The organism is Microbispora sp. NPDC088329 (assembly GCF_040685655.1).
Lineage (GTDB): Bacteria > Actinomycetota > Actinomycetes > Streptosporangiales > Streptosporangiaceae > Microbispora.
Window position 1 is genome coordinate 12482 of the sequence record NZ_JBFBIP010000012.1, and the last position, 22860, is coordinate 35341.

Sequence of the window (22860 nt, forward strand, 5' to 3'; positions counted from 1 at the left end):
GCTAGCAAGAGGAGTGCAGACAAGTGAGTAAGGACCGGGTACGTGTCGTAGTCACCGGGCTCGGCGCGACGACGCCCCTCGGTGGAGACGTCGCATCGACCTGGTCGGCGCTCCTCGAGGGGCGGTCGGGCATCCGCACGCTCACCGAGGACTGGGTCGACACCGTGCCGGTGAAGTTCGCCGGCGTGGCGGCCGTCGATCCCGGCGAGGTGCTTCCCCGGCCCGAGGCCAGGAGGCTCGACCGGGCCGAGCAGTTCGCCCTGATCGCCGCCAGGCAGGCCTGGCAGGACGCGGGCGCCCCCGAGGTGGACGGGGAGCGGCTGGGCGTGGTGGTCGGCAGCGGCATCGGCGGCATCGGAACGATCCTGTCCGCCTACGACCTCTACCGGGAGAAGGGCTGGAACCGGCTGTCGCCGTTCACCGTGCCCATGCTCATGCCCAACGGCTCGGCCGGTTGGATCAGCATCGAACTGGGCGCCAAGGCCGGTGCGCACGCCACGGTCAGCGCCTGCGCCACCGGCGCCGAGTCCATCGGCTACGGCATCGACATGATCCGCTCCGGCCGGGCCGACATCGTGGTCGCCGGCGGCACCGAGGCGGCGATCCACGGTCTGAACGTGGCGTCGTTCGCCGCGGCGCGCGCCATGTCGACCCGCAACGACGAGCCCGAGCGCGCCTCCCGCCCGTTCGACAAGGGCCGCGACGGCTTCGTGCTAGGCGAGGGCTCGGGCATCGTGGTGCTGGAGTCGGAGGAGCACGCCCTGGCTCGCGGCGCCCGCATCTACGCCGTGGCCGCCGGAGCCGGTTACACCAGCGACGCCTTCCACATCACCGGGATCGACCCGGACGGCAAGGGCGGCAGGGAGGCCATGCTCCGGGCCCTCAGGAACGCGGACCTCGACCCGTCGGACGTCGTCCACGTCAACGCCCACGCCACATCGACCCCGCTCGGCGACGAGATCGAGGCCCGTGCGATCAAGGAGGCCATCGGCGGCCACGCGATCGTCACCGCCACCAAGTCGATGACCGGTCACCTTCTCGGCGGCGCCGGCGGCATCGAGTCGATCTTCACCATTCTCGCCCTGCACGAGCGGATCGTGCCGGCCATCGCGAACCTGGACGACCCGGCCGACGGCATCGAGGTCGACCTCGTGCGCGGCGAACCCCGCAAGCTCGAGGGCGACCAGCTCGCCGCGATCAACAACTCCTTCGGGTTCGGCGGACACAACGTCGCCGTGGCCTTCACGACGTTTTGACAAGGGAGTCTCGAATGACAGTGCTGGACAGCAGGACGGTGGCCGACGCCGCCGAAGCGGCCGCCGTCGACAATCGTGACCCCTTGGTGCGCCTCGGCCACCTGCTGGACGAGGGCTCGATCCGGCCGATCACCCCCGAGGACAAGAGCGGCGTGCGTGCGGTGGCCGGGCGCGTCGAGGGTGTGCCCGTCGTGGCGTTCTGCAGCGACGCCCGCCTCCAGGGCGGCGCGATGGGCGCGGAGGGCTGCGAGCACATCGTCCACGCCTATGACGTGGCCGTGCGCGAACGGGTGCCGATCATCGGCCTCTGGCACTCCGGCGGCGCCCGCCTGGCCGAGGGTGTGGAGTCGCTGCACGCCGTGGGCCGGGTGTTCACCGCCATGACCAAGGCGTCGGGCCTGGTCCCCCAGATCTCCGTCGTGGTCGGCCCGGTGGCCGGCGGCGGTGCGTACGGCCCCGCCCTGACCGACATCGTGATCCTCGCCGACAACGGCCGCATCTTCGTCACCGGGCCGGACGTCGTGCGCAGCGTGACCGGCGAGGAGACCGACATGGCCTCGCTCGGCGGGCCGGAGCCGCACAGCAAGCGCAGCGGCGTCGTCCACGTCGTCACCAAGGACGAGCCCGAGGCGATGCTGCGGGCCCGTCAGCTCGCGTGCCTGCTCGGCCACCAGGGCCGGGTGCGCGGCGAGGTGGACGAGGTCGACTTCGGCAGCCTGCTCCCCGACAACCCCCGCCGCGCCTACGACGTGCGCCCGCTCGTCAACGGGCTGCTCGACGAGCCCGGTGTGGAGCTGCACCCCAAGTGGGCGCCGAACATCGTCACCACCCTGGGCCGACTCGGCGGCCGCACGGTCGGCGTCATCGCCAACAACCCCATGCGGCTCGGCGGCTGCCTCGACTCCACCTCGGCGGAGAAGGCCGCCCGGTTCGTCCGGATGTGCGATGCCTTCGGAGTGCCGCTGGTGGTGCTCGTGGACGTGCCCGGCTACCTCCCCGGAGTCGGCCAGGAGCACGACGGAATCGTACGGCGCGGCGCGAAGCTGCTGCACGCGTTCGCCGAGGCGTCCGTGCCCCGCGTCACACTGATCACCCGCAAGGCGTACGGCGGGGCGTACATCGCGATGAACTCCCGCTCGCTCGGCGCGACCCGCGTGTTCGCCTGGCCGAACATCGAGGTGGCGGTCATGGGCGCGGTCGCGGCGGTGCGCATCCTCAAGCGGCGCGAGCTCGCCGCCGCCCCCGAGGAGGAGCGCTCCGCGCTCGAGGCCCGGCTGGCCGAGGAGCACGAGAAGACGGCGGGCGGCCTCCAGCGCGCCCTCGACCTCGGCGTGATCGACGAGGTGATCGAGCCGGCCAAGACGCGCGGCGCGATCGCCCGGGTGCTCGCCCAGGCCACCCCGGCCCGCGGCGCTCACGGCAACATCCCGCTCTGACGACGCTCAGGAAGCGCCGGTCCCCGCACCCGGGGGCCGGCGCTTTCGCGTTCCCCCAAAGCGGACATCCAAATACTTGACGCTGGACGACAAGTACTTGAATCGCGCCCGTGGCGGCGGTGCAGAACCGGTTCCACCTGTTCGACCGGTCGGGCGCGGACGTCCTGGCCGCGTGCGAAGCGGACGGCATCGCGTTCACCGCCTATTTCCCGCTCGCCGCCGGCATGCTCCGCCCCGACCTGGATCTGTCGCAGGCCCCGCCCGGTATGGCCCCCTCGGCCGAGCGGCTGGCCGTGCTCGACGAGGTCGCCGGCCGGTACGGCGCGACCCGCGCCCAGGTGGCGCTCGCCTGGCTGCTCGGCCGCTCTCCGGTCACCCTGGCCATTCCCGGCACCTCCTCGCTCGCGCACCTGGAGGAGAACATGGCCGCGGCCCGGCTGCGCCTGTCCCCCGAGGACATCGCACTGCTGGACACGCTCGCCTGAGGCGTCACCGGCCCGGGAGCGCCAGGCGGCCCCGGTGCATCAGACGGCCGCGTGCAGCCAGCGGACTGGCGCTCCCTCACCCGCGTACCGGAACGACTCCAGCTCCTCGTCCCACTGCTTGCCGAGCAGGCGGTCGAGTTCCTCCTCCAGGACCACCCGGCCCTGCGCCGCCATGAGCATGACGTTGCGTAGCCGGTCCTCGGGGATCAGGATGTCGCCGTTCGCGCCGACGACCGCAGTGAAGGCGCCCAGCGTCGGCGTGTAGGCGTGCCGGGAGCCGTCGACGCCCGGCGAGGCGTCCTCGGTTATCTCGAAGCGGATGCGCTGCCAGCCCATGAGCGATGACGTGATCGCCGCCGCCGTGCCGGGACGCCCCTCCCACTCGGCCTGGGCCCGCAGGGTCCCGGGCGCGGCGGGCTGGGCGGTCCACGTCAGGTCGACGGGCACGCCAAGAACGCCTGCGACGGCCCACTCGATGTGCGGGCACAGCGCAGGCTGAGCCGAGTGGACGTACAGGACGCCACGAGCAGCAGCCACCGGACCTCCCAATTCGCATGAGGTGCGCCTTCCCCAACGGCCTCATACTTGGGATGATCACGGTTAGATGACTGTAGGAGAGACTACCGTCCGTCGCAGCCCGGCACCAGAGGGGGGTCATACCGATTGGTGCTTGGCGACCAACCGAATCGGGAAGGACGCGTTCCGTAACCATCGCGGAAAGGCCTCCCCATGCGCAGCCGGCTCGTCGAACCCCTCCCAGGACGGCCCGTTCTCATCCGGCCGGACGAACTCCTGACCTCCTCCCCCGCCGCCGTCGCCCGCTGGGCCCTGGCCGCCGAACCGCTTCCCGGGGCCGGTCACGTCCACCGCGTACGGCTGCCGCCGGGCACCGACGTGATCGATCTGACGGCCACCCTCCGCGACCGCGGGCATCCGGCCTCCCCCAACCACGTGCTGACGGGCCAGCCGCTGTTCTTCGGCGGGCCCGGCGGGCCGCCCGCGCCCGCGGCGGCGCCGCCGTACGAGCCGGGTGAGCCGTGCGACGTCACCGTGGCGGTCGTCGACACCGGACTGGCGCCGCATCCGTGGCTGACGCGGTGGTACAGCGATGACATCGCCGAGACACCCGACGCGGACGGCGACGGTGTGCGCGACCGGCAGGCCGGGCACGGGACCTTCGTCGCCGGACTGATCCTGCGGCACGCGCCCGGGGTCCGGCTGCGCGCCCTGCGCCTCCTCGACAGCGAGGGCGTGTGCGACGAGGCGGCGCTGCTGCGCGCGCTCGCCGTGCTGCGCGGTGAGCGCGCCGACGTGGTCAACCTCTCCTTCGGCGGCCACACCTTCGACGACGCGCCGCCCCTCGGGCTGGCCGAGGCGCTGACCGGTTTTCCCGCCGTCGTCGCGTGCGCGGGCAACACCGCGTCGCCGCGTCCCTTCTGGCCCGCGGCGATGTCCGGAGTCGTCGCGGTCGGCGCACTCGACGGAGACGCCAGGGCCGGTTTCTCCGCGTACGGCCCGTGGGTGGACGTCTGGGCTCCGGGCGTCGGCCTGACCAGCAGCTTTCTGGACCACGGAGACTTCCGCGGCTACGCGACGTGGAGCGGCACGTCGTTCGCCGCCGCCGTCGTCACCGGCGCTCTCGCCCGCCTGTGCCGGGACGTCCCGCCCGACCGGGCCGTACGACGCCTGCTCGGCGGCGGCCGGCGGGTGGCGGATCTCGGGGTGGTCGTGAACAGTGGAGATCGGTAAGGTTTCTGTCACAATGAGCTTCTCCTCGAGCACACAGAGTGACATATGTCGGCAGACGACTCCTTCACCATCATCGACCAGGCCACCTGGGAGGACCTGGTCGCCCGGTTCGACGGCAGGATGTGGGCGGTCGCCCGGGCGTTCGGGCTGAGCACCGCCGACGCGGCCGACGCCGTGCAGGGCGCCTGGCTGCGGCTCGTGGAGAACGCGGACGCCATCCGCGACCCCGAACGGATCGGCGCGTGGCTCGTCACCACGACGCGGCACGAGGCCGCGCGGGTCGGCCGCAGGGCGCGCGGGGAGATCGTCGCGGACCTCGACCTGCCGGACACCGCGCTGCCCGATCCGACGGCCGCGGTCGTGGACGCCGACTTCGGCAGGCGGGTGTGGCGCAGGCTCGACCTGCTCGGCGAGCCGTGCCGGTCGCTCATCCGCCTCTACGTGCTCCACCCCGAGGCGCGGTACGCCCAGATAGCGGTCCGGCTCGACCTGCCGGTCGGCAGCATCGGCCCCACCAGGGCCCGCTGCATGGCCCGCCTGCGCGCTCTCGTGGAGGAGGAGGTCCGATGAGGGAGGAATACCTGCTGGCGGCCCTGCGCATGGGGGCGGGCGCCGATCCGGTGCCGGAGGGCGTGTCGGCCGCCGCCCGGGCGGTCTTCGGCCTGCGCGTGCCGGGAGGCGTGCCGGCCGGGCCGGTCGACGTCACCGTGCCGCCTGGGGCCCGTTCCCGCCCCGACACCGGGACGGCGCAGACCGGCGTCCGCCGCTTCAGCGCGGGCGGCCTGGTCATCGACATCGAGACGGCCGTCGTCGGCGAACGCATGGAGGTGGCCGGACAGGTGTCCCCCGCCCCCGGGCCGGACGCCCGGATCGAGGTGCGCACCCCCCACATCGGCAAGGTCCGGGCCCCCTCGGCCAGCGGTCACTTCGCGGTGGCCGGCCTGCCGCCCGGGTGGGTCAGCGTGGTCTGCCACCGGCCCGGTCACCCGCCCGTCTTCACCCGCTGGGTCCACGTACGCCCATGACGGGGCAGGACACACCTCATCCGGCCCCCGGCGAGCGCCCCGGCCCGCCCGATACGGCTCGCCCGGGATCGGAGCCCGGCCCCTCGCCGGACCCGGCCGCCGATGTGGTGCGGACTGCTCCGGAAACTCCGCTGGGCGTGTGCCTGCTGGACCGGGCCGAGGCCGCCGTGCGGCTCTCCGCGACCGACCCCCGGCTGGCCCTCGTGGAGGCGAGAGCCGTACTGGACCCGGCCGGGCGGCCGGAGCCCGCGGGCGCGTACGGCGAGGCGGCGTCGGTGGCGCTGCGCGCGGCGGCGCTGGCGGCCCGCGAGCTGGGCGACCTGGAGCTCGCCCGGGAACGGCTGGAGGAGGCGATCGCGGCGGGGCGGAGCTTTCCGCTCCGGGTGGCGCAGGCCCGGATGTCGCTCGTCACGGTCCGGGCCCAGCTCGGCGACCCGGAGGGCGGGCTGCGCCTCGCCGATCTCGCCGAACGGGATCTCGCGGGAACCGACCTGGCCAGGCTCGGTGTGCAGCGGTCGGTCGCCCTGATCCTGCTGGGACGGCACGAGGAGGCCGTACGGCACTGCGACCGGGCGGTCGGCCTGCTGGACGACGATCCCCGCTTCCGGGCGGGCGGGCTGCTGAACCGCGGCCTCGCCCACACCTACCTTGAGCGGTACGAGGAGGCCGAGGCCGACCTGGCGGAGTGCGCCCGGGTCGCGAGATCGGCGGGCCTGGACCACGTCGCGATGCTGGCGGAGGGCAACCTGCCGTTCGTGGCGGCCCGGCGCGGTGACATCGCCGCCGCCTTCGCGCGCTACCGCGCGGCCGAGACCACGTTGTTCGGCTTCCCGGAACGGCTCGCCGCGATGCGCACGGACTTCGCCGAGGCGCTGGTGGCCGCACGGCTCCCCGGAGAGGCGCGCACGCTGCTCGAACAGGCCGTTCCCGAGCTGGTGGCGTCCGGGGCGCAGGCGGCGGTCCCCGGCGCGCGGCTGCTGCTCGCCCAGGCCGCGCTCCTCGCCGGGGACGCCCCGCTTGCCGAGACGACGGCGCGCACGGCGCTCGCGGAGCTGGACGCGCAGGGCAGGACGGCCTGGCTGCCCCTGGCCAGGGAGGTCGTCCTGCGAGCCCGCCTCGCGGAGGCCCCCGCACCCCTGCCCCCGCACGCATGCGACCCGGCGGCCGCACGCGCCGCAGCCCCGCCCGTGCACGCATTCGACCCGGCGGCCGAGGCTCCGGTCATTCTCGGGCAGGAGACGGCGGAGGCCGAGGGCCCGCCCACCGGCACACAGGACCCGACGGCGGCCGACGACCTCGTCACCGGCTTGATCACGTGCGCCGACGACCTGGCGGCGTGCGGCTGGCCCGGCGCGTCGGCGGCGCTGCGGCTCACCGCCGCGGCGGCGGCCGTACGCCTGGGCGCGATCACGCACGCCCGCCCGCAGCTCGACCGCGTCGCCGCGACCGCCACCCGCCCACTTGTACGCTGGCACGCGACGGCGATGCGGCACCGCCTGGACGGGGACCTCGACCGGGCCCTGGCGGCCGCGGCACGGGGCATCGAGACCGTGCACATTCCGGGCGGCGACGCCGGGCCCCGCGACTCAACCGGTTCCCGCGACTCGGCCGGTTCCCGCGACTCGGCCGGTTCCCGCGACCGCGACGTGGCGCGGGACGCGGAGCTGCGGGTGCACGCGGCGCGGCCGGCCGAGGATCTCGCCGTGTTCGGCCTGGAGGTCGCCGTCGACCGGGCCCGGCGGACGGGCGACGCGCGGACGGTGCTCGAATGGGCCGAGCGATGGCGGGCGGTCGTGCGCGGCGCCGCGGCCGCCTCGTTCCGCCTCCCCGATCCCGCGCCCTGTCGCCCGCCCGGAACTCTGCCCGGAACTCTGCCCGGCGCCCTGCCCGCCGGGTCCGGGCTCCTGGTGGAGCTGGTGCGGCGCGGCGACGACCTGTTCGCCGTCACGGCCGGCCCGGGGGGCTGCGCGCTGCGGAGGCTCGGCTCCTACCAGGCGGCGGTGGAGGCGACCGTGCGGATCAGGTACGGCCTGCGCCGCCGGGCGCTGCGAGACACCCCTCGCGACGACACCCCGCGCGACACGGACGGCCTTTCCTGCCCGGCGGACGAGGGGGTCGCCCGCGAGCTGTCCGCGCTCGACCGCGTTCTCCTGTCCGGCCCCGGAACCCTCGAATCAGCGGGATGCCCGGCCGGCGGGCCGGTGACGATCGTGCCCACCGGGGCGCTGTGCACGCTGCCTTGGCCGCTGCTTCCGTCGCTGCACGGCAGGCCGGTGTCGGTGGCGGCCGACGCCGCCGCGTGGCTCGCCCCGCGCCCGGGCCCGGCCGGCGCACCTCTGGTGCTGTCGCTCGCCGGACCGGGGCTCGATCACGCCGCGGCCGAGGCCGACATGGTCGCCGCCGCGTACGGGCGGGCGCGGCGCGTTCGCGCCACCAGGGCGGAGGTGCTCCGCGCGCTGGAGCGGGCCGACGTGCTCCACGTCGCCGCCCACGGGATGTTCAGCCCGCGCGGGCCCATGCTGTCGCGGATCACGCTCGACGACGCGCCGCTCATGGCTTACGACCTGCTGACCGCGCGGCGGATTCCCCGCCTCGTCGTGCTGTCGGCCTGTGACGCCGGCATGGCCCACGCCCCGGTGGACGGCGCGGCACTGGGCCTCGCCGGGGCCTTCCTCGACAGCGCCGCCCGCAACGGGGACACCGCGTGCGTGGTGGCCGGTGTGCTGCCGGTGCGCGACGAGGAGGCACTGGCGCTCATGACGCTCTTCCACACGCTGCTGGCCGAGGGCCGCTCCCCCGCCGACGCGCTGGCCCGGGCGTCCGCGAAGACGGCCGTGCCGGGCTTCGTCTGCTTCGGCGCCGGCGACACGCCCTTTGTCGCGGGCTGACGATTTACTCCCCGGGCGAAGCGGCGGGGTCAGCCGGTCGCGACGGGCCTGGCGGGGTCGGCGACCCAGTTGGACCATGACCCGACGTACAGGGCGGCCGGCAGCCCGGCGATCTCCAGCGCGAGCACCTCGTGAGCGGCCGTGACCCCCGACCCGCAGTATGCGCCGACGGGCACGCCCTCGACCGCCCCGAGGCTGTTGAAGCGCTCGCGGAGGAAGTCCCTGGCGTGGAACCGCCCGCCGGGCTCGACGTTCTCAGTGGTCGGGGCGCTGACCGCGCTCGGGATGTGGCCGGCGACCGGGTCGATCGGCTCCACCTCACCCCGGTAGCGCTCGGCCGCCCTGGCGTCGAGCAGCACGCCGTCGGCCGCCAGCGCGGCGGCCTCATCGGCGTCGAGCACGGGCATCCCGCCCGGCCGCGCGGTGAAGTCGCCCGGCGGGACGTGCCCCTCCTCCTTGGTCACCGGGAGCCCGGCCCGGGTCCAGGCCCGCAGCCCGCCGTCGAGCACGCGCACGTCGCCGTGGCCGAAGTAGCGCAGCGTCCACCACGCCCTCGCCGCCGCCGTCGAGTCGGCCTCGTCGTAGACGACCACCGGCCGGCCCTCGGACACGCCCAGGCGGCGCATCGCCTCCTGGAACGCCTCCGGCGCGGGCAGCGGATGCCGTCCCGCGGTCCCGGCCGGGGCCGCGAGATCGGCGTTGAGGTCGCAGAAGACCGCGCCGGGGATGTGGCCCTCGCGGTACGCCTCGGCACCGGGCGGTCCGCCCAGCCGCCAGCGGACGTCCAGGATCGCGGCGTCGCCGATCGCGGCGAGCTCCTCGGGAGTGATCAGCGGGCTCATGCCATCCCCTCGCCTTCGAATCCCTGTCGGACGGTGCCGCAGCCATTGTGCCAAGCCGCCGGGCTTCACGCGCCTCAGGACGCCGCGAACGCGGCGAGCAGGTCGAGGATGTCGGCGGTGGTGCCGGTCTCGCCGAGGCGCGGGAAGATCTTCTCGACGCTGTGGCGGTGCGCCTCGGGGTCGAGGTCGGTCATGGCGTCCGTCGCCAGCGTGACGTGATAACCGTGCTCGTGGGCGGCGCGGGCGGTGGACTCGACGCCGATGCTCGTGGCCACTCCGGTCAGCACGATCTGGGTGACGCCCCGCCGGCGCAGGTGCAGGTCCAGGTCGGTGCCGTAGAAGGCCGACCAGTTGCGCTTGGTGACGACGATGTCGCGCGGATGTCCGGCCAGGTCGTCGGCGATCTCGTCCCAGCCGTCGGGCCAGGCGCGCCCGGGGCGCGACAGGTCGGTGCGTCCCGGGACGGCGTCCGAGCCCTCGGCCGCGGCGGTGACGCGGACGAGGACGACCGGCAGGTCGCGCGCGCGGAAGGCCTCGGCGAGCCGGACCGTCCGGGCGAGCACGTCCGCCGCCGAGTACGGCCTGCCGGGGGCGGCCAGCACGCCCTTCTGCAGATCGATGACGACGAGCGCGGTCCTGGGGTCGAGCGTGGTGACGGGCATGGGGATCTCCCTTTGTCTGTCGGGATGTGCGGGCAGGAGTGGTCAGGTGCGGCCGACGCGGCGGAGCGACCGGTCGACGAGAGTGCCGAGCAGCAACAGGACCGAGACGCCCAGCAGGAGCAGGCTCAGGCCGTGCAGCCCGGGCATGGTGGCGCCGTGCCGGTAGAACGCCGCGTCGGCGGCCGAGGCGCTCAGCGCGCCGAGATATCCGAATGTGCGCAGCAGCCCGGCGGAGGAGCCCGTGCGGGCCGGGTCGGCCTGCGCGTACAACGCGTTCTGGTTGGCCAGCCCGGTGAGGCCCTGCGCGATGCCGACGAACGCGCCGATCAGCGCCAGCATCCACATCGGGCTGCCGGAGCCGGCCGTCAGCAGCGCGGCGCACGCGCCGATCTGCGCCGCGGCGCCCCCGGCGAGCTTGCCGCGCACCTCGGCGCGGCGGCCGGTGAGGGCGGTCACGGCGACGCCCATCGCCGACATGGGCAGGAGCAGCAGCCCGGCGGCCGAGGGGGTGAGCGACCGGCCGTCCTGCAGCCACTGGGGGAACCCGTACATGAATGCGTAGGAGGTCGTGTAGGCCAGCCACTGCCTGCCGTACGTGGCCAGCAACGGCAGGTTGCCGCCCAGCACCCGCAGGTCGAGGAACGGATGCGCCGCCCGCAGTTCCCGTACGGCGAAGCAGGTCCCGGCGATCGCGACGACCACCGGCAGCCACCAGAGCCCCCACGACGGGTTCATCAGGAACGTCATGAACGCCGTGAGCGTGCAGGCGAACAGCGCCATGCCGATCACGTCCAGTCCCCCGCCGGCGGCCCCGGAGGAGGTCGTGACGCGTCGGGGCAGCCGCCGCGCGCCGAGGACGAGGCAGGCGGCCGAGAGCGGCACGTTGACGGCGAAGATGAGATGCCAGCCGCCCGCGCCGATGAGCAGACCGCCCAGGGTCGGCCCGATGACCGCGATGACCTGGTTGGAGATCGACAGCGCCGCCAGGATCCCGCTGGGACTTCGCATGCCGGTGCGGTCGGCCTCGGCCCGCAGCAGGAACATCGAGGCGGGGTAGGCGGCGGAGGTGCCGATCCCGAGCAGGACCCGGGACACGATCAGGACGCCCAGGCTGGGGGCAAGCACGCCCAGCAGCCCGGCGACGCCGACGAGCGCCGCGCCGGCCAGGTACAGCGGCCGCGGGCGGAAGGTGTCCACCAGCCGTCCGATGACCGGCTGCCCGACCGATCGCGGCAAAAAGGGCAGTTCGGACTGTACACCTCAAACTGAGCAGTCCAAACTGCCGATCAGAGGACATGGAGATCAGCGGCGGGCATCACCTGGATCCGCGCGAGCGTCAGCGACGGATCTCCACAAGCGGGACGTTCTGCTCGGCGGGGGTCAGCGAGCCGTGGTAGCCGATCATGGACGACTCCACCGGATCCTCGGCCGAGGCCACGATCACGCATTCGCCGTACGGCACGGCCACCACGTCGCCGATGCGGCCGAGCCACTCGCGGCGGACCCGCCGGCCGAACCAGCCCGCGGAGACGGCCTCCTCCCGGGTGACCACCCAGGCGCGCCCGCGCAGGACCTCCCGCCAGGTGTCCAGCACGTCCGCGGCGGCTCCCTGAGGGGTGTAGACGTGGCGGGCGCGGGCGTCGCCGCCCAGCATGAGCACACCCTCCCGCAGGCCGGGGTCGCGGTCCACGTCGACCTTGTCGAAGGCGTTGACCATGCCGTGGTCGGCCGTGACGTACAGGACCGCACCCGGCGGCAGCGTTGCCGCGATGCGCTCGGCCATGCGGTCCACGACGGCGACCTCCTCGAGCCATTCGCCGCCGCCCCACCCGCTGAAGTGCCCCACGCTGTCGACCCCGCCGTAGTAGACGGTCACGAACGTGGTCTCGCGCAGCGCCTGCCGTACGGCCTCAACGCGCTCGCCGGGGCTCTCGGCCGCCCGGTGGCGCATGCCCCGGTAGACGGCGCGGGTCAGTCCTGTGCCGTCGAACGCGGCGGGCGCCACGTAGACGGGCTCGATCCCCGCCGCCGCCATGCGCTCGTAGACGGTCGGCGCGGGCTGCCACACGTCCGGGTCGATCGACAGGCCGGGGGCCGTCCAGCGCAGGCAGTTGAACAGCCGCCCCTCCCCAGGGACGGCCATCTGGATGCCGACCATGCCGTGCTCCCCGGGAGGGGCGCCGGTGCCCAGGGTGGCCAGGCTGATCGGGGTCGAGGAGGGGAAGCCCGCTGTGAGCGTCCCCCGCAGGTGGGCCGACAGGAACGGCGCGGCGCCCGGATGGGCGGCCAGGAGCTCGGCCCCGAGTCCGTCCACGAGGAACAGGCACACCCGCGGGGCCGGCTCCAGCGCCAGCGTGTTGCCGGTCGGAAGCCCGAGGGAGGCGAGCAGGGAGCCCGGCAGATCGGCCAGCGAGGCGGTGCCGTACGCGGGCACGTACGGCACCGACTCCCCCGAGAGCGCCCCGGAGGGCGTCCCCGGGGGCGTCACGGCGGACGTCGCAGGGGGCCGGGGGTCGATCACGTCACCTCCCGGCGGGTCGAGGGGGACGGTCGGGGCGTTTCCCGCGGATCTCACGAGATCCACGGGAACACGGGACAAGGCTCAGCTCGCCGTCTTGGCGGTGGCCTCCGACAGCGCCTTGGCGAACGCCAGCACGTGCGTGACGGCCTCGGGGCCGTCGGCCGCCTCGCTGACCCGCAGGGACAGGTCGTCGGCCGTGATCGCGCCGGTGTAGCCGTGATCGGCCTCGCAGTTCTCGTCGCCGCAGGTCGCCGGTTCGAGATCGACGTGGGAGATCGCGCCCCATCCGATCGTCAGGGTGACCTCCGTCGGGGGGACGCCGGGCACGTACGCCGCGGGGTCGGGCACGACCCTGGTCACGGCGACCGACTGGATACGACTGAGCCGTACCGCCTCGGTGGTGGTGGAGGCGTGCGACGCGGGCATGCCCTCGGCGGGCGGGTGCTCGTCGGTGTGGCAGACCAGCAGCCGGGTGGGCGAAAGGACCAGGACCGTGACGTGCCTGCGCACCTCCATCGCCGGATCGAACGTGGCCTCGTGATGCACGACGTACGCCGTGACCGCCTCGTTGCCGAGCGCGGAGTCGACGGCGTCGGCCACCAGATCCGGGTAGTAGCCGCTGCGATCTATGGCCTCGCGCAAGCCCGCGGCGGAGACTCGGGTTTCCCTCATGGGTCCATCCTGCCCTGTAAGGGACACCTCTTTCACACCCCGGTCGGCCCGGTTTTCCGCCCGCATCGCGGCGGCGGCCCGATCACTTCAGACGGCACCGATCACTTCAGGCGGCACCGATCAGCTCGGACGGCGCCGATCAGCTCAGACGGCGGGGCCCGACGTCGGGACGCAGCGCGGTGACCGGCCGCAGCACGGCCCGCGCGCCCAGCACGGCCACTCCCGCCGCGCCCACCAAGACCTGGTCGAGGTCCATCCTGGCGACCTCGGGCAGGGCGTCGGCCAGCAGTCCCGCCCGCACCAGCAGTTCCTCCAGCGCCTCGACGGCCACCGCCTGGTAGCCGTACTCGCCGAACAGCAGCGGCGCGGCGCGCACCGACCGCACCAGCCCCGCCGCGTCCTCGGCGGTGAGCGGCGCGAGGCGGTGGGCCTGGTCGCCGAGCAGCCGGGCGGTGACCTCGCCGAGTCCGAACGTGACGACCCCGCCGAAGGAGCGGTCCTGGATCACGCCGACGACGGTCGGCACCGAGGGCTGCGGCGCCATGCGCTGCACCGCGAGCGGCGTCTTCGGTCCGAGCAGGGCGGCGAGGTCCGCGTACGCCTGCCGGACCCCGGCCGGCTCGGTGAGACCGATGCGCACGGTGCCGGCGCGGCGGGCGTCCTCCGGATCGGCCGACTTGACCACCACGGGCCAGCCGATCCGCTCGGCGACGGCGACGGCCTCGTCGGCGTCCGCGGCCACGTGCGACGGCCACACCTCGATGCCGTAGCAGGCCAGCAGCGCGGTCGCGTCGATCTCCCGCTCCTCGCCGTCGAGCAGCGCGGCGGCGATGATCTCCCGCGCCGCCGCCGTGTCGATCCCCTCCACGGACGGGATCGTGCCCGGCGGCTGCTGGCGCCAGCGGGCGTACCGCACCACGTGGGCCAGCGCGCGGACCGCCTCCTCCGGGGCGGGGTACGACGGGATCGACCCCGGGCCGGGGGACTCGTCGCCAGGCCCGCCCGGCACGCGGAGCTCGGACGGCATGCCGAGCTGCCCCTCGAAAGTGGCGAGCACCGGCTTGCCCGACTCCCGCGCGGCCTCCAGCAGCGCCTCGGCCACCTCGCGGCAGTCGCCGGGAACCGGCGGCATGTAGATGGCGACGGCGGCGTCCACCTCGGGCAGGACGCTCCGCAGCGCGTCGGCGAACTCGGCGGCGCCGGCACGGGCGCCGAGGTTCACCGGCGGGCTCGGCTCCAGGCCGGCGCCGGCGCACGCCTCCTCCGCCAGCAGCGTGAGCGCGTCGGAGTTGCCGACCACGCCCACCCGCGGCCCGGCCGGCAGCGGCTGGTGCGCCAGGAGCTGGGCGACGTCGAAGAGCTGGACCAGGTCGTCCACGCGGATGACCCCCGCCTGGGCGAACAGCGAACTCAGCGCGGTGTCGGGCAGCGCGAGCACGGGCGCGCGGTGCCCGCCGGGGACGCCACGCGACTTGACCACGACGATCGGCTTGGACCGGGAGATCCGCCGGGCCAGCCGGGTGAACTTGCGCGGGTTCCCGATGGACTCCAGGTAGAGCAGGATCACGTCGGTCGCCGGGTCCTCCTCCCAGTATTGGAGGAGGTCGTTGCCGGACACGTCGGCGCGGTTCCCGGCCGAGACGAACGTCGAGATGCCCATGCCGCGCTGCGCCACCCGCTGCAGCAGGGCGGTGCCGAGCGCGCCCGACTGGCTGAAGAACCCGACCCTCCCCCGCCCCGGCAGGGTCGCCGCGAGCGTCGCGTTGAGCCGTACGGCGGGGTCGGTGTTGGCGATGCCCAGGCAGTTGGGGCCCACCACCCGCATGCCGTACGCCCGGGCGATGCGGACCAGCTCCTCCTGGCGGGCGAGGCCCTCGGGCCCGGTCTCCCCGAACCCGGAGGAGACCACGACCAGGCCCTTCACGCCCTTCTCCGCGCACTCCTCGACCAGTTCGAGCACGCCCTCCGCGGGGACCGCCAGCACGGCCAGGTCCACCTCGCCGTCGATCGCCGACACGTTGCGGTAGGCCCGCACGCCGGCCACGGCCCGTACGTGCCGGTGGACGGGGTAGACGGGGCCGGTGAAGTCGGCGGCGAGCAGGTTGCGCAGGACAGTCTGACCGATTCCGCCTGGTTCGCGGCTCGCGCCGATGACCGCGACCGACTCCGGCGTCAGCAGGCGGGCGATCGAGCGCGCCTCGGCGCGGTGTTCGCGGGCGAGCCTGACCTCCAGCGCGGTCTCGGTGCTGGACAGGTCGAGCGTCATGCGCACGACACCGTCCTCGAACTGGCTCTGCGCCGTGTAGCCGGCCTGGCGGAACAGGCCCATCATCCGGTGGTTGCCCGGCAGCACGTCCGCGATGAACGTCTTGATCCCGCGCTCGCGCGCGGCGGCCCGCAGGTGCTCCATCAGCACCGAGGCCACGCCCCTGCCCTGGTGGGCGTCCTCCACCAGGAAGGCCACCTCGGCGTGGTCGCGCGGCCGCACCCGGTCGTACCGTACGACCGCGACCATCTCCGTGCCGATCGTGGCGATGAGGGCGACCCGGTTGTCGTAGTCGACGTTCGTGAACCAGACCACGTCCTTATCGGTCAGCCGCGGCCGCGGCCCGAAGTACCGGAAGTAGATGGACTCCGCGGACAGGCGCGAGTAGAACGAACGCAGCATGTCGGCGTCGTCCGGCCTGATCGGGCGGACGTGCGCGGTGCCGCCGTCGGACAGCACGACGTCCGCCTCCCAGTGGGCGGGGTACTGAGGGTGCACGCAATCGAGGCTAGCGGTGTCCGGCTTGGCCTGTATTGAGAGATTCCTTACGACTGACCTGACCCTCTTTTTGGACGCGCTTATAGAGGATCTACCAGCCCAGACGCGGCAAGTTGGGCAACGCTTGTGCATCGACTGCGCCCGTCTGACCGCTCTCCACCCCACGACGCCCCTGGAAGCTGTTAGGTTTCTGGACGTCAGCCTCACAGCACGGAGAGGACGCCGCCCCTCCTAGGGCATGGCTCACCTCCACAAGCAGTTGGCAAGGTGGTGACATCATGACGCGGGTCGTCGTGGTGGGCGATCTCATGACGGACGCGGTCGCCCGCGCGAAGTTCCCTCTTGCCAGGGCGAGCGACACCCCGGCCGTCGTGACCATGCACGGTGGCGGCTCCGGCGCCAACGTCGCCTCCTGGCTCGCCGTGGAGGGCTCCGAGGTCGCCTTCATCGGACGCCGCGGCGCCGACATCACCGGCCGCAACCGCGACATGGAGCTCATGGGGTACGGCGTGGACGCCCGGCTCGTCATGGATCCCGAGCGGCCGACCGGAACCTGTGTCGTGCTCGTCACCCACAAGGGCGAGCGGACCATGCTGTCCGACCCCGGCGCCAACGCCGCGCTGTCCCCCGAGGACCTGCCGCGCGACCTGTTCACCGCCGGCGGTCACCTGCACGTGTCGGGCTACACGCTGATCAACGAGGGGTCGCGCGACGCCGGCCTCGCCGCGCTCGACATGGCCCGCCGGGCCGGCATGTCGATCTCCGTGGACTGCGCCTCCGCCGCCCCGCTGGAGCGGACCGGCGCCGAGCCGTTCCTGGAGTGGACCGACGGAGCCAAGCTGCTGTTCGCCAACGGCGACCAGGCCAAGGTGCTCACCGGCAGGGACGATCCCGCCTCGGCGGCCAAAGTGCTGACCGCCTGGTTCCCGCAGGTCGTGATCAAGCTGAACGCCGAGGGCTCGCTCTGGTTCTCCAACAATCGTCCGGAGCCTGTCCGGTCTCCCGCCGAGGTCGTCGACCGCGTGGTGGACGGCACCGGCGCCGGTGACGCCTTCACCGCCGGGTTCCTGCCCGTCTGGCTGGACGGCAAGCCGTCCGCCGAGGCGCTGGCGGCGGGCAACGCCCTCGCCGCCAAGTGCATCTCCAACCTCGGCGCCCGTCCCCGCCTCTGATCGCGTACGCCTGGAACGCCGGACGCCCGCGTTCCCCCGGGGATCACGGGCGTGACCGGCGGGGCGTCGTGAGTCAGAGCGCTCCTTGGGCGAGTGCGCCCGGCCGCACGGGACGTGTGCGCATCAGCGGCGCGAAGGCCACCAGGAGCAGCACCGCACCCACCGGAATCAGATCCTTGGTGGCCAGCGGGACCACCGCCTGCACCAGCACCAGCACCGGGCTCCACCACGGCACCCGCCGCTGCAGCGCGAGCTGGGCCACCAGCATCAGCAGGCCGACGTAGAACAGCAGCGGCACCACGCCGTACACGACGGGCTCGACGCCCGGGATCGCCTTGACGGCGTCGAAGCGCGGGCTCATCGCGTCGTGGTCGGCGGACAGGAAGCCGACCACGACGTCGATCGTGAACTGCGCGGTCAGCGCGAGCGCGCCGACGAGGCCGATCACATAGCCCACGGTGGCCGTCGCACCACCGCCGGCCAGGCTACGGAGCCGCCCAAAGATCGGCACAAAAAGGGCCAGACCGGCCAGGAAGCACAGATGCCCGACAGTCCAGGCCAGGCCGGGCCCCCGGCTGCCGTCGAGTCCGTCGAGAACGCGTGCGACGCCGTACGCGCCGAACAGGACCGGAGCCGCAACAAGTGATCTCATGGCGACAAGTTTGGCGATCAGCCCGGTTCCCGGGGATGGGGTGATCACCCTGACCTCACCCCGGCCCGTCCCCGAGCCCGGCCTCGGCTCTCACCACCCCACCTCTCAGGGGCGGGGCTGGGGCGCAGGCGGGAGGCCGGAGGCGGTCAGCCGGTGACGGCCGGGGCCGGGTGAGATGCGGTCAGTTCGTGACGGCCAGGACCAGGGGCAGCACGGCGGGGGCCCCGGCGTGACGGACCTGGGCGGCGGCCAGGGCCATCGTCCAGCCCGTGTCCACGCGGTCGTCCACGAGGAGCACCGGCCCGTCCACGGCGGCGATCCGCGCCGCGACGTCGCGCGGCGTCGCCAGCGTCGCCCGGATGGCCGTCACCCGCTGCGCGCTGTTGTGCCTGGCCGCCGGGGCTCCGGCCCGATAGCCGAGCGCCCCCAGGTGTTCCAGGCGGCCCACCCGGGCGAGCCGCTCGGTGAGCGTGCCCACCAGCACCGGGTGCGTGGCCGACGGCACCGCGACGACCGCGACCGGGCGCCGCTCCCACCCCCACGACTTCAGCACCTCGACCACGGCCGCGAACACGTCGTCGGGGACCGGCCCGTCGCCGGCCGCGAACAGCTCGCGCAGCCGGGTGCCCCAGCCGATGTCGGTCAGGCGGCCGAGCGCGCGGCCCGGCTCGGCGCACAGCTCCGGCTTGATCCGCCCCTTCAGATCCGGCAGGCCGGTGGGCCACTGGCGACGTGGATCGATCTCGACACCCGGGCGTGCCAGCCGCTGCCGGGCGGCCCGGACGGCCTCCTCCGGCACCTCGGCGGCACGGTGGGCACCGGTGCAGTTGTCACACCGGCCGCACGGCGTCGCCGACTCGTCGTCGAGATGGCGGCGCAGGTACTGCTCCCGGCACTCGGTCGTCGCGATGTATCCGAGCATCGCCTCCTGCTCCGCCCGGCGCTCGGCGGCGACCCGGGCGTAGCGCTCGGCGTCGTAGCTCCACGGCTCGCCGGTGGCCTCCCAGCCGCCCTTGACCCGGCGTACGGCGCCGTCCACGTCGAGCACCTTGAGCATCATCTCCAGCCGGCTCCGGCTGAGGTCGACCCTGGTCTCGAGTGCGGCGGTGGACAGCACGCCCCCCTCCGACAGCGCCTCCAGCGTCGCCCTGACCACGCCCTCCGGCGGGAAGGCGAGCGAGGCGAAGTAGGCCCAGATCTCCCGGTCCTCGGGGCCGGGCAGCAGGACGACCTCGGCCCGCTCCACACCGCGTCCGGCCCGGCCCACCTGCTGGTAGTACGCCACGGGCGAGGCGGGCGCGCCCACATGGATCACGAAACCCAGGTCGGGCTTGTCGAAGCCCATGCCCAGCGCCGAGGTCGCCACCAGCGCCTTGACCCGGTTGCCGAGCAGGTCCTCCTCGGCCGCCAGCCGGTCGGCCGGCTCCGTCTGCCCGGTGTACGCCGCGACCGTGTGGCCCTGCTCGCGCAGGTACGCGGCGATCTCCTGGGCCGCGGCGACGGTCAGCGTGTAGACGATGCCGGAGCCCGGCAGCTCGTGCAGGGTCCTGGCCAGCCATGCGAGCCGCTGGTCCGCTCCGCCCAGCCGTACGACGCTCAGGTGGAGGCTCTCGCGCTCAAGCGGGCCGCGCAGGACGAACACCTCGCCGCCGGGCAGTTCGTCCCATTCCTGGGTGACGGCGAGCTGCTCGGCGACGTCGCGGGTGACCCGGGCGTTCGCCGTGGCCGTCGTCGCCAGCACGGGGATGCCCGGCGGCAGCTCGGCCAGCAAGGTGCGGAGCCTGCGGTAGTCGGGCCGGAAATCGTGGCCCCAGTCGGAGATGCAGTGGGCCTCGTCGATCACCAGGAGCCCCGCGCTGCCGGCCAGCTCGGGCAGCACGTTGTCGCGGAAGTCGGGGTTGTTCAGCCGCTCGGGACTGACCAGCAGCACGTCGACGGCACCCTCGGCGACCTGGCCGTAGACCTTCTCCCACTCTTCGGGGTTGGCCGAGTTGATCGTCTCGGCGTGGATGCCGGCCCGCTCGGCCGCGGCGATCTGGTTGCGCATCAGCGCCAGGAGCGGGGAGACGATGACCGTGGGCCCCTCGCCCAGCTCGCGCAGCAGCGCGGTCGCGATGAAGTAGACCGCCGACTTTCCCCAGCCGGTGCGCTGCACCACGAGGGCCCGCCTGCGGTCCATCACCAGGGCCTTGATGGCGGCCCACTGGTCGTCGCGCAGCCGCGCGTGATCGCCGGCGAGCGCCCGCAGCCGGGCCTCGGCCTCATCCCGCAACGTCTCCTCTTCTTCACTCATCCCGTCATTCGTATCAGGTCACGCCGACGTTCGCGGCCTCGGCCGGTCGGCCCGTGGACCGGGGACGGGCCCACCGTGAAGGCATCGGCACGCGAGGGATCCCGCGCGCACGCGGCGGCGCCCATCCCCTCGGCCATACGGCTGCCCGGAATTCTCCGTTCCCGCTGTAACAATCCGCCGGGCGTCCGCATCTACCACTGCGGCCCCGCGAAGGCGCGGACGACGGGCGAGCGGCCGTCCCCTCGTCCTCGCGGGGCGAGACACCTTCCGACGCACCACATGGAGACGGCAATGGAGACCTTCGGCGACGCCGGAAGCGACTGGATCGACACCGACGGCGACGGCGTCTACGAGACGGAACTCGTCGACATCGACGGTGACGGCGTGACCGACGCGCAGTTCACCGACACCGACCTCGACGGAGTCGCGGACGTGGAGCGCTACGACACCGACGGTGACGGGATCGCCAACACCGAGTACGTCGACGTCGACGGCGACGGCGTGGCCGACCAGGAGCTTTTCGACACCGACAACGACGGCGTCAACGACGTCACGGTGACCAGCTACACGGTGGGCAGCGACGGCGACCTGTTCCCCAACGCCACGGCGTAGCAGAGACACCTGCGGAAAGGGGACGGGGCGGAAACCGCCCCGTCCCGGGATGCGGAGGCCCGGCACGGCGCACCGCGTGTGCGGGCCTCCCCGCCCGGCGTGACGATGCACGCCTCGGTCTGAGCGCACGCCTCGGCCTCAGCGAACACGACTGCACCAGGCCGGAAGGAACGTCCATGCAGCCGCCAAGATCCGCGCCCCTGCGCCGGCGCGTCGCCGCCGCGCTGTCCGCGGCACCGGTCCTCGCCTGCCTTACGGGGGTCACGGCCTGCGCCGCCCCCGGGCCGGAGCGGCCCGCGCCACTCACCCGTCCGGCGCGGGACGCGGGCGAAGCCGCCCCGCCGGACACCGGCGCGACCGGCGGCGGGCTGACCGGGTGGCTGCACCACATCGGCGGGGAACAGGTGCTCTGGTGGGGCGGAGCGGTCCTCCTCCTGCTCGCCGTGATCGCGGTGGCCGCGCTGGTGGTGCTGTGGTCCGCCAAGCACGCCCGGCCCCACCCCGGCCACTCGCATCCCGGCCCATCACCTGCCGGCCCGCTCCAGCCCGCCACGTCCCAGCCCGCCACGTCCCAGCCCGGCCCATCGCAATCCGGCCCATCGCAATCCGGCACACTTCAGCCCGGCACGTCCCCGCCCGGCGCGGGAAGCCCCCGGCCGTACGACGCCGCCACCGCGGCGCCGCCGGCCTTCACTCCGCAGCCGGAATCCGCCGGCGCCCACCCGGACCCAGAGCAGGAGTTCGCACCGGCGCCGACCGGATCGTCACGAGCGGCGAGTTCTCAGGCCGGCGCACAGCAAGCCCTGATCCGGGCACTCGAGTACGTCGCGGGCAGCGGCGCGAGCCGGGCCGTCAGCGAGCAGATCGAGCGGCTGCTCGCGGACGGCCCGCCTGATCGCGACGCGCTCGTCCAGGCCTGCATCCGGCACCGGGACCAGCTGTCGGCGCGGTTCCCCGGCCTGGGCGAACGGTTGCACGACGCGCTCCACACGGTGGGCGTGCGGGAGGTGCGCGCCGTCGGCCGGCGCTTCGACGGACGCGTCCACGAGTCCGTCAGGGTGACACCCACCACGGATCCCGCCATGCACGATCTCGTCGCGGAGACCACCCGCTGCGGCTACGTGGACGGCGACCGGGTCCTCCGGGTGCCCCGCGTCGTGGTCTATCGGCTGGCCGGGGACCCGCCCCGATGAGACCGGCTCACCCCGCCGGTTCCGGCGTTCCCACCAGGTCCCGCAGGCTCGCGCGGGCCCGGAAGATCCAGACCTTGACCGTGTTCACCGGAACCTCCAGCACCGCGGCGGTCTGCCCGTACGTCAGCCCGCCCGCCCACAGCAGCAGGGCCTCCCTGTGCGACGGAGGCAAGGCGCCCAGGGCCCTGCGCAGGTCCACGAGGCCGGCCACCGTCTCGTCGAAGGCCGCCTCTCGCGCCGTACGCTGGTCCGTGTGGGGGACCAGCGGATCCTCCTGGGAGGACCTGCCGCGCACCAGGGCCAAAGAGGCGTTGCGCGCGATGGCCAGCACCCAGGCGGCGAACGGTGCTCTGCCCTGGAACCCGGCCAGCCCCCTCCATACCGCTATCTGCGTTTCCTGTAACGCGTCCAGCGCGTCCGCCCGGTTGCCGGTGAGGTGGAAACACAAGCCGAAGGCCCGCCGTTCGACGGTCGTCCAGAGAACACCGAACGCCTGGACGTCCCCGGCCCGTGCCGCCGCGAGGAGTGTGCCCTCGTCGTCGCTGACAAGAGGAGAAGGCATGCGCCGCGCACCCTCCGTGCTGATTACGATCTGCGACGATGACACCATGCCGGGGCTTTCACCGATATGGGCTGAG

At 73.8% G+C, this 22860-nt stretch carries 20 protein-coding genes; 10 read left to right on the top strand and 10 right to left on the bottom strand.

Going from position 1 to position 22860, the window contains the following annotated elements; genetic code table 11:
* Positions 1 to 23 precede the first annotated feature (23 nt).
* The 3 genes from fabF (at position 24) to AB0O28_RS22270 (ending at position 3177) form a co-directional block, all read left to right on the top strand.
* Entirely contained in the window at positions 24 to 1256 is a 1233-nt protein-coding gene (fabF, locus tag AB0O28_RS22260; RefSeq protein ID WP_363643030.1) for a beta-ketoacyl-ACP synthase II, read from the top strand.
* A 14-nt stretch (positions 1257 to 1270) separates the two neighbouring features.
* The gene (locus AB0O28_RS22265; RefSeq protein WP_363643032.1) at positions 1271 to 2692 is read left to right on the top strand and encodes a carboxyl transferase domain-containing protein; all 1422 of its coding nucleotides are present in this window, start codon (positions 1271 to 1273) and stop codon (positions 2690 to 2692) included.
* Between the two features lie 110 nt (positions 2693 to 2802).
* On the top strand, positions 2803 to 3177 hold the full coding sequence (locus AB0O28_RS22270; RefSeq protein ID WP_363643034.1) for an aldo/keto reductase: 375 nt from the start codon (positions 2803 to 2805) through the stop codon (positions 3175 to 3177).
* 39 nt (positions 3178 to 3216) lie between these two features.
* Here AB0O28_RS22270 and AB0O28_RS22275 read toward each other — a convergent pair whose 3' ends face one another.
* Positions 3217 to 3714, bottom strand: a complete 498-nt coding sequence (locus tag AB0O28_RS22275; RefSeq protein ID WP_179155579.1) for a DUF3145 domain-containing protein — start codon at positions 3712 to 3714, stop codon at positions 3217 to 3219.
* Positions 3715 to 3906: 192 nt separating this feature from the next.
* Between AB0O28_RS22275 and AB0O28_RS22280 the strand changes: the two genes are divergently transcribed.
* Genes AB0O28_RS22280 through AB0O28_RS22295 form a run of 4 tightly spaced genes read left to right on the top strand, consistent with a single transcriptional unit; the run spans position 3907 to position 8839 of the window.
* Positions 3907 to 4926 carry a S8/S53 family peptidase gene (locus tag AB0O28_RS22280; protein WP_363643036.1) on the top strand — a complete coding sequence of 340 codons (1020 nt, stop codon included), beginning with the start codon at positions 3907 to 3909 and terminating at the stop codon, positions 4924 to 4926.
* 45 nt (positions 4927 to 4971) lie between these two features.
* Complete coding sequence (locus AB0O28_RS22285; RefSeq protein ID WP_363643038.1) at positions 4972 to 5496, top strand: sigma-70 family RNA polymerase sigma factor; 525 nt, start codon at positions 4972 to 4974, stop codon at positions 5494 to 5496.
* A complete protein-coding gene (locus tag AB0O28_RS22290; RefSeq protein WP_363643040.1) occupies positions 5493 to 5951 on the top strand; it encodes a hypothetical protein in 459 nt (152 codons plus the stop codon). The genes AB0O28_RS22285 and AB0O28_RS22290 overlap by 4 nt, the downstream gene beginning before the upstream one ends.
* Entirely contained in the window at positions 5948 to 8839 is a 2892-nt protein-coding gene (locus tag AB0O28_RS22295) for a CHAT domain-containing tetratricopeptide repeat protein (RefSeq protein ID WP_363643042.1), read from the top strand. Before AB0O28_RS22290 ends, AB0O28_RS22295 begins: the two co-directional genes overlap by 4 nt.
* A 29-nt stretch (positions 8840 to 8868) precedes the next feature.
* Here the strand turns inward: AB0O28_RS22295 and AB0O28_RS22300 are convergent, their stop codons facing one another.
* The 6 genes from AB0O28_RS22300 to AB0O28_RS22325 form a co-directional block, all read right to left on the bottom strand.
* On the bottom strand, positions 8869 to 9681 hold the full coding sequence (locus AB0O28_RS22300) for a sulfurtransferase (RefSeq protein ID WP_363643044.1): 813 nt from the start codon (positions 9679 to 9681) through the stop codon (positions 8869 to 8871).
* Positions 9682 to 9755: 74 nt separating this feature from the next.
* Positions 9756 to 10343 (bottom strand): hydrolase, encoded by a 588-nt coding sequence (locus AB0O28_RS22305; protein WP_363643046.1) that lies wholly within the window; start codon positions 10341 to 10343, stop codon positions 9756 to 9758.
* Positions 10344 to 10385: 42 nt separating this feature from the next.
* On the bottom strand, positions 10386 to 11579 hold the full coding sequence (locus AB0O28_RS22310; RefSeq protein WP_363643048.1) for an MFS transporter: 1194 nt from the start codon (positions 11577 to 11579) through the stop codon (positions 10386 to 10388).
* A gap of 100 nt (positions 11580 to 11679) precedes the next feature.
* On the bottom strand, positions 11680 to 12918 hold the full coding sequence (locus AB0O28_RS22315; protein ID WP_363643050.1) for a nucleotide pyrophosphatase/phosphodiesterase family protein: 1239 nt from the start codon (positions 12916 to 12918) through the stop codon (positions 11680 to 11682).
* 27 nt (positions 12919 to 12945) lie between these two features.
* Complete coding sequence (locus AB0O28_RS22320; protein ID WP_363643052.1) at positions 12946 to 13536, bottom strand: DUF5998 family protein; 591 nt, start codon at positions 13534 to 13536, stop codon at positions 12946 to 12948.
* 139 nt (positions 13537 to 13675) lie between these two features.
* Positions 13676 to 16300, bottom strand: coding sequence for a GNAT family N-acetyltransferase (locus AB0O28_RS22325; protein WP_363643054.1), 2625 nt, complete (start codon positions 16298 to 16300; stop codon positions 13676 to 13678).
* A gap of 278 nt (positions 16301 to 16578) precedes the next feature.
* Here AB0O28_RS22325 and AB0O28_RS22330 point away from each other — a divergent pair, with 278 nt between their 5' ends.
* Positions 16579 to 17472: a sugar kinase gene (locus AB0O28_RS22330; RefSeq protein WP_363643056.1), complete on the top strand. Its 894-nt coding sequence runs from the start codon at positions 16579 to 16581 to the stop codon at positions 17470 to 17472.
* Positions 17473 to 17545: 73 nt separating this feature from the next.
* On the opposite strand, the gene AB0O28_RS22335 is transcribed toward AB0O28_RS22330, so the two are convergent.
* Together AB0O28_RS22335 and AB0O28_RS22340 are read right to left on the bottom strand one after the other, a co-directional pair.
* Positions 17546 to 18124 carry a hypothetical protein gene (locus tag AB0O28_RS22335; RefSeq protein WP_363643058.1) on the bottom strand — a complete coding sequence of 193 codons (579 nt, stop codon included), beginning with the start codon at positions 18122 to 18124 and terminating at the stop codon, positions 17546 to 17548.
* Positions 18125 to 18305: 181 nt separating this feature from the next.
* Positions 18306 to 20417, bottom strand: a complete 2112-nt coding sequence (locus AB0O28_RS22340) for a RecQ family ATP-dependent DNA helicase (protein WP_363643060.1) — start codon at positions 20415 to 20417, stop codon at positions 18306 to 18308.
* 291 nt (positions 20418 to 20708) lie between these two features.
* On the opposite strand from AB0O28_RS22340, the gene AB0O28_RS22345 reads away from it, so the two are divergent.
* Positions 20709 to 21029, top strand: coding sequence for a hypothetical protein (locus AB0O28_RS22345; protein WP_363643062.1), 321 nt, complete (start codon positions 20709 to 20711; stop codon positions 21027 to 21029).
* 176 nt (positions 21030 to 21205) lie between these two features.
* The gene (gene grpE / locus AB0O28_RS22350; RefSeq protein ID WP_363643064.1) at positions 21206 to 22222 is read left to right on the top strand and encodes a nucleotide exchange factor GrpE; all 1017 of its coding nucleotides are present in this window, start codon (positions 21206 to 21208) and stop codon (positions 22220 to 22222) included.
* A 7-nt stretch (positions 22223 to 22229) separates the two neighbouring features.
* Here the strand turns inward: grpE and AB0O28_RS22355 are convergent, their stop codons facing one another.
* Positions 22230 to 22784, bottom strand: coding sequence for an RNA polymerase sigma factor (locus AB0O28_RS22355; RefSeq protein WP_363643066.1), 555 nt, complete (start codon positions 22782 to 22784; stop codon positions 22230 to 22232).
* Positions 22785 to 22860: the final 76 nt, after the last annotated feature.